This window comes from Leptothoe sp. PORK10 BA2 (assembly GCF_034932105.1).
Classification (GTDB): domain Bacteria; phylum Cyanobacteriota; class Cyanobacteriia; order Phormidesmidales; family Phormidesmidaceae; genus Leptothoe.
In genome coordinates this window covers 1-11,003 of record NZ_JAYGIG010000172.1, presented here as the reverse complement: position 1 = coordinate 11,003, position 11,003 = coordinate 1, and the positions used below count along the sequence as shown (strand labels likewise).

Sequence of the window (11,003 nt, the reverse complement as noted above, 5' to 3'; positions counted from 1 at the left end):
CACTGAGTTTGATGCGACCCTTGGGCTTGCTCAAGGAGGTTACCAATTCCTATATTTGGATTACGCTAGCTGATAATCTCTGTAACCTGGGAAAACTCTCTAATTTTTTAAGCCTGAGTAGTTACGGAAACTTTCAGTATAATCATCCCTCCTATATACGGCTGGTGCTGCTTAGGATTTATTGACCATCTGCTCCTTTACCTTCATTCCATGCCACCGTCTGAGCCTCGTCCTAAGAAATTACGGCTCAGTAATTGCTTCGGACTTTTGTCGGTGCGTTCTGGCACTTGCGATCGCATAAAACAACAGTGATTAAGAAAAAACTGAAGCAGGCTCAGATAGTCGTCACTGAGGCTGCGTCGGAGGATCTGCCACTAGCCCGAGGCAGATCCTCTGGGGGGTCAGGCAAAGCCTGGGTGTGAGGAGACGGAACTAGGGGGCAGTGTGTTTAGGAGGGGTTAAATGCAGTCTGAATCTTTTGATAAATCTTTTCCCAGGCTTTGTTTCGCATGGGTTTTTCGAGGGTGTCTAACGGTTCTTGGGGAGAATGGGTTGCTTGGTATTTTTCAAACTCTGTGTCTTTGTAAGGGCTATAACTGATGGGTATCCAGAGAATGGTGAGGCCTTCTTTTTCCGCTGCGTTTAGCAGGGGGGGTAACTCATTGTTATCAATAAAGTCGGAGGCGATGAAGTTAGGGCTGACTAAGAGTACTGCGACTTTTGCTGAGGCTAAGGCTTGTTCTATTTCTTCACGCCACACTTGACCGGGTTCGATTTTGGTATCGTCCCAGACGTTAAGCTTACCAGAGCGTTCTAGGGGTTTGAGCCAGATTTTGAGTTCATTAAAGAGTTCTGTATCTTGATGGCTGTAGCTAATAAAGATTTTGTTCCGCATGGGGGTGGGTGGAGATTTTTGGATTGGCTCTGGCTTGGGTCTAGATGATTTTAGTCTAGATTTATCTCTTTCAAAACGGCCATATTTCCCCTCATCCAGGTCAGATTGCTCCATGAATTCGGTGGGGTCAATAACGTCATCGATTAAACGACGGATGTTGACATCTTCGAAGCTTTTACGGCATTCGATTTCATATTTACCTTTGGCTAGGGCTTTTTGTAGGGTGTCGTAGGGATAGCCTTCGGGTTGTTCGGTATCTTTGCATTCAGAACAGTTACAGGGGATGAGGTCTTGGTATTTGAGGCGTTCGTAGGAGTCGTGGATTTTTTGGAATTCGTGGCGAATGATGGTGAGTAAATTTCGGCGCTGAGCACCGGCAACGCGGATGCGAATTTCGTTGGTGGGGTAATGTTCGGTGATTTCGGCGCGGGCGGCCCTATCGTTGAGCACCACACCGGTTTTCCAAACGAGGGTATTGTCTTCGATGAAGCGGTGCATTTCGACGATGAAGCGGGTGACCATGCCCTTGGGCATGAAGTCGTATTTGTAGCGCAGTACGAGATTATTGGTGATATCCCAGTCATAGGCAGGCTGTTCGGTGGCTAGCAAATGGGGGGCAATGTAGTTGCCCTGTTTGCCGGGAATTTCGTAGCACACTTTGAACTGGAGCATGAGCTGGAGTAGCTCGTCGCGCATGTCAGCGTAGTCGCCTTTGTGCCAAATGGCTTCTAGATCGGCATTGGTGAAGCAGCCCAGGTTCGTCTTTACCTGGTCCGTATCTAGGACATTATAGACGGCGCTGGTGCCCCATTCTGGGTTGAGGATGACGGTATGTTTAAGGATTTTGTCGGTTTGGAAGTGGAGACAGACGCCGAGGTCGTGGAGGTAGCTGCTGAGAAACAGCATGGATTGTTTATCTTTGAAACCGTTGCGGCGGCAGATGTCGAAGTATTCTGCTTGGGTGATGTAGTTGCGGTTTTGGGCGTAGTTTTCGAGGGCGGCCCGGACCCTGGCCCAGATTTTGGGTAGATCCTGGCCCACGTGGGGGAGGGCAGAGATGTGTTGCTGAATGGTGGTTTCGATTTCGTCTAGGCCGCGATTGGTTTCTAGATTGGTAGCTAGGACTGCTTTTAGGTTTAGAAACTCTCCCCGCAGCTGGCGTTCGTTGACATTGCACTGACGCTCTTGTTTTTCATTTTTAACGATGATAACGGGGCTGTTGGTGCCGAGCAGTTCGATCACCTTGAGCCAATAGTAAAAGTCAGTGTTGTCTTGGCGGGTGTCGGCGACGAGGATGTAGAGGGAGCGTTCGGTGAGGAAGAACTGATGGGTGGTGTGGTAAATTTCTTGGCCGCCGAAGTCCCAGATGTTGGTGCGGAAGGTAATGTCGTTGGAGTAGGGAAACTCCCAGCGGATGACGTCAATGCCCTCGGTGGATTGTTCTGAGTCTTGGAGTGGGTAGTCAGCATTTTTGATTTTTTTAGCGAGGGAGGTTTTGCCCGCGCCACCTTCCCCGACGATGAGGAGTTTGGCTTCGTAGAGGGGGGTATTACCGTCTTCTTCTTTTAAAGAGAAGTAAAATTCTAGAATCTTCGCCACATCCGCTGGATCTTTGTACATGTTTTTTGGACCCAGGATTTCGGGGGGGATCGGCAAGGGATTGCCTCGGAAATCTAAGGTTTTAAGGCTGACTAATTGTTTGATGAAACTAGAAATAGATGAAAATTGATTGCTACTGAGGGATAGCTCGGTCAGAGCGGTGAGCTGGACAATCTCGGGCGGTAGCTCACTCAGTTGATTGCTACTGAGGTATAGCTTGGTCAGAGCGGTGAGCTGGACAATCTCGGGCGGTAGCTCACTCAGTTTATTGCCACTGAGGTTAAGCTCGGTCAGAGCGGTCAGCTGTCCAATCTCGGGCGGTAGCTCAGTCAGTTGATTGCTACTGAGGTCTAGCGAGGTCAGAGCGGTGAGCTGGACAATCTCGGGCGGTAGCTCACTCAGTTGATTGCTACTGAAGGATAGCTTGGTCAGAGCGGTGAGCTGGACAATCTCGGGCGGTAGCTCACTCAGTTGATTGCTACTGAGACCTAGCGAGGTCAGAGCGGTGAGCTGGACAATCTCGGGCGGTAGCTCAGTCAGTTGATTGCTACTGAGGTTAAGCTCGGTCAGAGCGGTGAGCTGGACAATCTCGGGCGGTAGCTCAGTCAGTTGATTGCTACTGAGGTTAAGCTCGGTCAGAGCGGTGAGCTGGACAATCTCGAGCGGTAGCTCAGTCAGTTGATTGCTACTGAGGTTAAGCTCGGTCAGAGCGGTCAGCTGGACAATCTCGGGCGGTAGCTCAGTCAGTTGATTGTCACTGAGGTTAAGCTCGGTCAGAGCGGTGAGCTGGACAATCTCGGGCGGTAGCTCAGTCAGTTGATTGTCACTGAGGTTAAGCTCGGTCAGAGCGGTGAGCTGGACAATCTCGGGCGGTAGCTCCCTCAGTTGATTGCTACTGAGGTTAAGCTCGGTCAGAGCGGTGAGCTGTCCAATCTCGGGCGGTAGCTCCCTCAGTTGATTGAAACCGAGGTCTAGCTTGGTCAGAGCGGTGAGCTGGACAATCTCGGGCGGTAGCTCAGTCAGTTGATTGCTCCAGAGATCTAGCTTGGTCAGAGCGGTGAGCTGGACAATCTCGGGCGGTAGCTCAGTCAGTTGATTGCTCCAGAGATCTAGCTTGGTCAGAGCGGTGAGTTGGACAATCTCGGGCGGTAGCTCAGTCAGTTGATTGCTCCAGAGATCTAGCTTGGTCAGAGCGGTGAGCTGGACAATCTCGGGCGGTAGCTCCCTCAGTTGATTCCTACTGAGGTATAGCTCGGTCAGAGCGGTGAGCTGGACAATCTCGGGCGGTAGCTCCCTCAGTTGATTGCTACTGAGACCTAGCTTGGTCAGAGTGGTGAGCTGGACAATCTCGGGCGGTAGCTTCCTCAGTTGATTGCTACTGAGGTATAGCTCGGTCAGAGCGGTGAGCTGGACAATCTCGGGTGGTAGCTCACTCAGTTGATTGAAACTGAGGTCTAGCGAGGTCAGAGCGGTGAGCTGGAAAATCTCGGGCGGTAGCTCCCTCAGTTGATTGCTACTGAGGTATAGCTCGGTCAGAGCGGTGAGCTGGACAATCTCGGGTGGTAGCTCAGTCAGTTTATTGTCATCGAGGTCTAGCAAGGTCAGAGCGGTGAGCTGGACAACCTTGGGCGGTAGCTCAGTCAGTTTATTGTCATCGAGGTATAGCGAGGTCAGAGCGGTGAGCTGGACAATCTCGGGCGGTAGCTCCCTCAGTTGATTGCTACTGAGGTCTAGCAAGGTCAGAGCGGTGATCTGAACAATCTCGGGCGGTAGCTCGGTCAGTTTATTGCCCCTGAGACCTAGCTTGGTCAGAGCGGTGAGTTGGACAATCTCGGGCGGTAGCTCACTGAGTAGGTTATTGCCTAACTTTAAAGATCGTAGTTTGGACAGTTTTCCTAAGCGCTGGGGTAAATGCCCTAACTTATTTTCTGACAACTCTAAAAAACGCAGATTTGTCAGGGTTGTCAATTCCTCCGGCAGCTGGGTTAACTGATTTTCCGCCAAGTAAAGTGCCGTTAGCGAGCTTAAATTCCCAATTTCAGGCGGAATTTGGGTCAGCCGATTGCCCACATATTTACGCTTAGCCCAATCATACTTGCCTAAAACCAACACCTTCAGCTGGGTCAACTGCCACAGCTCCTCCGGCAGCTCCGACAGCCCCAACCCCGACAGGTCCAACTTTTTCAGCTTCCTCGCCGCCGCATCCTCAATCAGCCCTAGCGCCCGTTCCAGACCCATTTACCCCAACCCCATCACCATTTTCCACAGCATAACCAACCCATCCATCAATGTCCCTTAAACCATCCCAAACCCTAGCAATCGTGGCAAAATCAAACGGACCCACTTAACTGCCTACCCGTGAAATTTGCATTTATCATTGACCCCATCACCAAGCTAGACCCCGGCCACGACACCAGCGTCGCCATCATGGAAGCCGCCCAGGAACTGGGCCACCAAGTCTACATCACCCAAATGGAACACATGGGCGTCGTCGCTGGCAAAGCCATGGCCCACCTCACCCCCGTCACCCTCACCCCCGTCACCCTCGGCGATAACCGCTGGGACGCCGTCCCCGACTGGTACAGCCTCGGCACCCCCCAATGGCAGCCCCTCGACACCATGGCCGCCGTCTTCATGCGCCAAGACCCCCCCGTCACCGTGCCCTACCTCTACGCCACCTACATCCTCGACTACGTTGACCCCGCCAAAACCAAGGTGATCAACTCCCCCCAGGGCATCCGCAACGCCAATGAAAAAATGTATGCCCTACAATTTACCGAAGCCATCCCCGACACCATCGTCAGTCAAGATAAAGCCGTCATCCGTGACATGGTGGAACGCAGCGGTGGAAAAGCCGTCCTCAAACCCCTGGGCGGCAAAGGCGGCGAAGGGATTCTATTCCTCACCACCGAGGACCCCAACTTTAATTCCATGATTGAAATCAGCACCCACCAGGGCCAAGAACCCGTCATGGTGCAAGCCTATCTACCCGCTGCCAAAGCAGGCGATAAACGGATCATTCTACTCAACGGCGAACCCCTAGGAGCCGTCAACCGCATCCCCACCGGCAAAGAATTTCGCGGCAACATGGCCGTCGGCGGCCGCAGTGCCAAAGTAGACATCACCGACCGAGAGCTAGACATCTGTCGGCAGCTGGCCCCTACCCTAAAGCGAGATGGCCTGATCTTCGTCGGCATTGATATTATTGGTGGATACCTGACCGAAGTAAACGTCACCAGCCCCACCGGCATTCGCGAAATAGATCGCCTAAACACCGTCAAACTTGGCCATCAAGTCATCCAATCCCTCACCCCATAAAGATCCAACCCCTTCCCCCTTTCTCCCCTGCTCCCCTACTCCCTTTCCCAAAGCATCTCCCATGCCCCACTTCACCCGCCGCCACCTCCTCCAATACGGCTCCCTAGCCGCCACCACCGGCCTCATTGCCGCCTGTGGCACCCCCTCTGACCCTGCTCCCGAAACAGCTGAAACACCAGCACCAGAAGCACTCCAAACCGTCACCTTCGGCACCAACTGGTATGCCCAGGCCGAACATGGAGGCTTCTACCAAGCAGTGGCGGCAGGTATTTACAAAGACTATGGCCTAGACGTCACCATCCAAATGGGCGGTCCCCAGGTGAATGGCACCCAGCTACTGATGGGCAAAGCAGTAGACTTTTTCATGGGCTATGCCTCCGACGCCATCAAAGCAGTGGAAGAAAACATTCCCAAGGTAACCGTCGCTGCCATTTTCCAAAAAGATCCGCAAATTCTCACCGCCCATCCCGACCGGGGCATTCAAACCCTGGCGGACCTCAAGGGTAAACCTATTTTTATCTCCAAGGCCGCCAATGTTACCTACTGGCCCTTTTTAGCCGCAAAATATGGCTTCACCGACGACATGAAGCGCAACTATAACTTCAACCCAGGGCCATTCTTGGCCGACAAAACATCGGCCCAGCAGGGGTATCTCAGCTCAGAACCCTTAGCCATTGCCAAGGAAGGGGGCTTCGAACCCGTTGTCTTTCTCCTAGCGGATAATGGCTATAATCCCTATGCGACAACAATCGAAACCCGTCAGGAGATTGTTGATGGGAGCCCTGACTTGGTGCAGCGTTTTGTGGATGCGTCCATTAAAGGCTGGTACAGCTATTTTGAAGATCCCACCCTGGGAAATGAACTGATTAAGCAAGATAATCCTGAAATGACCGACGAGCAGTTGGCCTATAGCTTGGAGAAAATGCAGGAGTATGGCATTGCCATCTCAGGGGAGGCTGAATCTCAAGGCATTGGAGCCATGACCGAGGAACGCTGGAAGTCATTTTTCGCAGACATGGCCGCCGCCGGTGTGTTTAAAGCAGATACCGACTATACCAAAGCCTTCACCCTTGACTTCGTCAACAAGGGCACCGACTACTACCAAAAATAGTGCTTAGGGACCATCAAAAAACGAACAGAACTGTAGTTTTTTCCGTGGGAAACCTCCAGGTTTCAACTTGGACACGATTTAAAACCACGATTATTTTTTAACCAGTCTCACGATAAATTTAATGCCGCCCGAGGCAAATCCTCCATATCAATCCCCAAAAACCGATCCAACGCCAAATACATCCAATACACTGCCGCCTGACTATCTAACCCCGTCTTCTGAAACCCTAACGCCTTAGCCAGGGGTTCATAGTGGCGATGGATAATCAACGTATGGACATCGCACAGATTCGGATAGTCTTGCTGCATTGCCCGCAATGTCGTCTGGGTATCTTGCAGCAACAACAGCGACTGATCCTCATATTCAGGCAAAACATTCCAGCTGCGGATAAAAACAGACCGACAGGTGTCATCCCCCGATGGGGCTAGGGTAAAGAGATCGTCAGTGGCCATGCTGCTGAGGTGTAACCCCTTGGTGGGCGGCCCAAAGAAGTGAATCTCAGCATCACGGGCGGTGGGGTACAGCAAGCAAAAGCCCACCGGGTTTAAATTGTCACTCCGGCGTAGTACGCGCATCCCCCGGCTGTACCCTTCGGCCCATTGTCGCAGCAGTTCGCTAATGCGGTAGGGCACTGCTGTAGTGTTATTGTTCATCCAGTTGTAACGGCTGGCTAACAGATTGGCTACCGGGATGGCGTCGCAGCGGGGGTCAAACTGGTCAGCAAAGACATCCACCGGCTGGGCCTGGATCTGGTGGAGTTCTGGGGGTTGGGGAATTGCGATCGCAATCGTATTCCCATCAAACTGCTTTTGAATCAGCCCCAGCGCCATCAGCTTATCCAACATCATCCCCGCAGACCGTTCGCTCCCCCGTTCCGACTCCGCATAAAACAGTGCCGCCGCCTCACGACAGGTACAATCCACCCACAGATCGATCGGCTTTAGCTGCTCCAATGGTTCAGCAATATCCGTTTGCTTCAGCTGCAAATAAGCCCACAGCCGCACAAAACAGTCCGCCCGACGGCGAGTCAGACCCACCCGTCCCAGCAGCCGTTGCACATACTGCTGCTGCTGGGACTTTGGAAAAAACTGATCCAGGCACTCAGGCGTCATTCTGGTCACTAATGGTCACTAAGGTTACGCTTTCAGAATTGTAATCGGCTAGGCTCCTCCAACCTTAGATTCGTGTGACAGTTATTGTGACAGTTCTATTGATTTATCCCCTTAAGCCACGGTTATAGGCATTGCGGGTAGGCTTAAATAGATTTGCTTGGGTGGATTCATCAGACCTCAACAACCAACAACAACTGCTGTCAGTCCTGAAAATAAATGAGGACCACCCTTCATCTCCTAGACATGCCCTAGGACGGGGATTCGGTCAGATCAAATCATTCTGAAAATCAGCAGCACCATGGGATATATTTTCCTGCTAAAGTAGCTTTCGTACTATTTAGCTGCTCCATGACCGTCATTGCTGCTCGTAAAACGAAAGACGCCATTACCTTTGCTGCTGATTCCATTCTGGTGGCAGGCTACCTCAAGGCCACCGATAAGGAAGTTATTTACAATAAGCTGTTTCAACAAAATGAAATGGTCATCGGTAGTACAGGCACCGGCTACGAAGGCACTATGATGGAGCTATTCAGCCGTAACCACCGCCCCGTGGACGGTCACCGGCTATCGGTGATTGACTACTTTGTGGAATTTCGGGAATGGATCCACAAACGCGATGTGGGCCACAGTCCGGAAAATGACTATCTGATCGCCTACGACAAAAAACTATTTCGCACCTATGGTGGCCTCGATATTTACGAAGTCCCCGAATTTGAAGCCGTCGGTGCCGGGGAAGACTTTGCAAAGGCGGCCCTACACCTGGGCCATACTCCCCGTGAAGCGGTTGAAGTCGCTTGCAAGCTGTCTATCTATTGCTGCGAACCCATTTCTGAAATCACTATAGGGATTTAGATAGAGCTTTAGAGCCGCTGGGGCATGGTCCTTGGCGGCTGGTCGGGCAGGATGAGTTTCTGGTGTAGATGGAGATGCGATCGCACTTCCCATCAGTAAGATTTAGCCATATCTCCAAGCAGCGTCCCATAATTTGAAAGATCAAACCTCTGCCATGGCACAGCTTAACAAGAATCCAGAAAACAATACTGCAAATCCTTTGACAGCCATCTGCTTGATGTTCACTGTTTCGTGTATTCAGGTAGAATGCATTAACGGCTGCTCCAAATAAGATGGTCATATTGCTAGAGCATAAAGAAATAACAGAGGAATAACGCTGTTATCAAATTGTTCTATGACAGGGCTTCAAATAATGAAAGTATGGCTACACCGCAACCAAAGGTAAACCCTAGTTTCAAGATCCATGGACCAATGGCAAACAAAAACACTTCGGCTGTTTCCATATTAACAGCAATAACCAGTAACAAACAGACAATGAGAAAGCTATACAACAGAATAAGAAACCCTTGAAGTAGTTTGCCAAGGAGATAATATAAACGCAGGTGATGATGAGATTTACGCATGAATACCTCTTGGATAATTAGAAATCAGACATGAGAAATCAGACATGAAATAGTAACCACTACGCCGCCGTTTTTTGATGGATAGACGACACCATAAGACCTACGGACGGCAACTGATTCACCCAAGTCACCGACATTGCTAACGGTCTGATAATTAATGTCAGACCCACTCTGTCAATCACTTTAACCGGGGTGCCGACCGGCAAGGGATACAGCAAAGTATCCCCACAGCGAGCCAACCAGGAAACCCCCTGGAGTTGAACGCGTCCGGTCACGTTCGCAGGACCAATAGGCTCAATCACCTTGCCCTGGGCTGTTATAAAAACCAAGAATTGGTCATGAGCAGGTCTAGTGTCAATGCGGAAGAGCGACTGCCAAAATAAACGGATAGACATACCTGTGTCCTCTTAAATATCGCTAATATCGCTTCCAACTGGGCTACGGTTTAACGCTTCTCAAAGGTGGCTGATTGGGTTTTGCCAATAAACGTTCCCCCATCGTCACAGTCGGGGAGGATGAAAGTCACAACTGTTTTCTTCTCAGGTTTTTCAGATTTAGGGGCCGGTGATTTGCCAGACATCAAAATGAGCAAACCACTTAAACTTAAACCGATGAACATTTCAGGAGGCATAATAGTATTTCCCTGTTTGATATTTTTTTGACGTAAACCATGTCCAAGTTGAAACCTGGAGGTTTCCCAACGAAAAAACTACAGTTCTGGACATGGACAAGGTTTACTTCAAAGCTTTTTGCTTTGTGATTACATCATGCCAAGGGCAAAGGCTATTTGAAACCCCCAAAAGTCTTGAAGTCCATTCGACATAAGTCAGGTTTACTAACGACTATGGTTGCAATTAGTCATGTAGTACTTCCCTTAGCTACCTGACTTTTGCTAATAAAGTCATATTAAAGTCAGTATGTATAGATCTTAAAAAGTCATATAGACATCTTAAAAAGTCATATGACTTACGGTAGACTCCTGAAGATACGAGGGTTGTGTGTGTCTACTGAAAATCTATGGAGTCTGAGTTAGATTTTGAAGCGGTTCTATCCTATATCAATACTGATGTTCAAGCCCATCGAGGCCATTCCCTAAACCAAGTTGAAGCCGATATACTTCGCTACACCTGGCAAGAACTGTCCTATGAGGAAATGGCAACTAAAATGGGCTATGCCCCAAACACTCTACGGGGAGTATATGGGTACAATGTGTGGAAACTTCTAGGTGCCGTTTGGTCCATTAGCGGAAAATTTGGGAAAGCAAAGTTCAAGCAGGTGGTGGAACAACGCCACCGAAGCTGGGTCCAAAACCAAAGTCGTTTGTCCACGGTTCCTAATCTAACCGTTTCTAAACAATCTGACAATTCACTGGAAACGCCTTTACTGGCTCGTCTAGTCAATACCCTTAGCTCCGGCTGTAAGTTACTAGACCTCTTGCAAAAATGATTATGTGCTAAATTGCTGTATTTTGCTGCCAGTCTTCGGCAAGGTTGAGTTCATAATTGTAGAGTGCCGCTATCAAATTGAATCGCAGCCCATAGCGTCGTCGTCGG

At 50.2% G+C, this 11,003-nt stretch carries 9 protein-coding genes; 4 read left to right on the top strand and 5 right to left on the bottom strand.

Features of this window, described 5'->3' with window-relative positions:
- Positions 1 to 448: 448 nt before the first annotated feature.
- Complete coding sequence (locus VB741_RS25320) at positions 449 to 4,732, bottom strand: leucine-rich repeat domain-containing protein (RefSeq protein WP_323368008.1); 4,284 nt, start codon at positions 4,730 to 4,732, stop codon at positions 449 to 451.
- 120 nt (positions 4,733 to 4,852) lie between these two features.
- On the opposite strand from VB741_RS25320, the gene gshB reads away from it, so the two are divergent.
- Both gshB and VB741_RS25310 read left to right on the top strand, forming a co-directional pair.
- Positions 4,853 to 5,812, top strand: coding sequence for a glutathione synthase (gshB, locus tag VB741_RS25315; protein WP_323368007.1), 960 nt, complete (start codon positions 4,853 to 4,855; stop codon positions 5,810 to 5,812).
- 61 nt (positions 5,813 to 5,873) lie between these two features.
- The gene (locus VB741_RS25310) at positions 5,874 to 6,923 is read left to right on the top strand and encodes an ABC transporter substrate-binding protein (protein ID WP_323368006.1); all 1,050 of its coding nucleotides are present in this window, start codon (positions 5,874 to 5,876) and stop codon (positions 6,921 to 6,923) included.
- Positions 6,924 to 7,030: 107 nt separating this feature from the next.
- On the opposite strand, the gene VB741_RS25305 is transcribed toward VB741_RS25310, so the two are convergent.
- Positions 7,031 to 8,035, bottom strand: coding sequence for a hypothetical protein (locus tag VB741_RS25305; RefSeq protein WP_323368005.1), 1,005 nt, complete (start codon positions 8,033 to 8,035; stop codon positions 7,031 to 7,033).
- Between the two features lie 348 nt (positions 8,036 to 8,383).
- Between VB741_RS25305 and VB741_RS25300 the strand changes: the two genes are divergently transcribed.
- Complete coding sequence (locus tag VB741_RS25300; protein WP_323368004.1) at positions 8,384 to 8,887, top strand: hypothetical protein; 504 nt, start codon at positions 8,384 to 8,386, stop codon at positions 8,885 to 8,887.
- Between the two features lie 332 nt (positions 8,888 to 9,219).
- Here the strand turns inward: VB741_RS25300 and VB741_RS25295 are convergent, their stop codons facing one another.
- From VB741_RS25295 to VB741_RS25285, 3 genes are read right to left on the bottom strand one after another with little or no spacing between them, the layout of a single operon-like run.
- On the bottom strand, positions 9,220 to 9,450 hold the full coding sequence (locus VB741_RS25295) for a hypothetical protein (protein WP_323368003.1): 231 nt from the start codon (positions 9,448 to 9,450) through the stop codon (positions 9,220 to 9,222).
- 59 nt (positions 9,451 to 9,509) lie between these two features.
- Complete coding sequence (locus VB741_RS25290) at positions 9,510 to 9,845, bottom strand: NfeD family protein (RefSeq protein ID WP_323368002.1); 336 nt, start codon at positions 9,843 to 9,845, stop codon at positions 9,510 to 9,512.
- A gap of 50 nt (positions 9,846 to 9,895) precedes the next feature.
- The gene (locus tag VB741_RS25285) at positions 9,896 to 10,081 is read right to left on the bottom strand and encodes a hypothetical protein (protein WP_323368001.1); all 186 of its coding nucleotides are present in this window, start codon (positions 10,079 to 10,081) and stop codon (positions 9,896 to 9,898) included.
- A 386-nt stretch (positions 10,082 to 10,467) separates the two neighbouring features.
- Between VB741_RS25285 and VB741_RS25280 the strand changes: the two genes are divergently transcribed.
- Positions 10,468 to 10,896 carry a hypothetical protein gene (locus VB741_RS25280; RefSeq protein ID WP_323368000.1) on the top strand — a complete coding sequence of 143 codons (429 nt, stop codon included), beginning with the start codon at positions 10,468 to 10,470 and terminating at the stop codon, positions 10,894 to 10,896.
- The last annotated feature ends 107 nt before the right edge of the window (positions 10,897 to 11,003 follow it).